The sequence below is a fragment of the Pseudoalteromonas sp. 20-MNA-CIBAN-0454 genome (assembly GCF_040308685.1).
Classification (GTDB): domain Bacteria; phylum Pseudomonadota; class Gammaproteobacteria; order Enterobacterales; family Alteromonadaceae; genus Pseudoalteromonas; species Pseudoalteromonas nigrifaciens.
On sequence record NZ_JBEOOB010000191.1, the window covers coordinates 1 to 259 of the forward strand.

At 44.0% G+C, this 259-nt stretch carries 1 pseudogene; it reads right to left on the reverse strand.

The features are described from left to right. A pseudogene (locus tag AAEZ22_RS18475) lies at positions 1-259 on the reverse strand (site-specific integrase); the annotation flags it as partial.

Below are 259 nucleotides of genomic sequence, written 5' to 3' on the forward strand. Positions count from 1 at the left end.
CCCCTAGACCAACCAAGTACGCGGTTTGAGGCTTGTGTATATGAATTAGACCATTTGTGACCAGCACCAATGTCATATTTTTGTTCGTAATGGACACCGCGATCTGTGACTTTTTGCGGTGTATCGAGCCTACGTTCTTCTAATTTACTTGCAAGCTGTGTAGGGATAAGAACTTCTCGAATCAACCCGCCTTTAGCGGTAACGGTATAAATTACGCCCTCTCTCCCTTGAAATTTACTATCTAGTGCAGGTCTTTCAC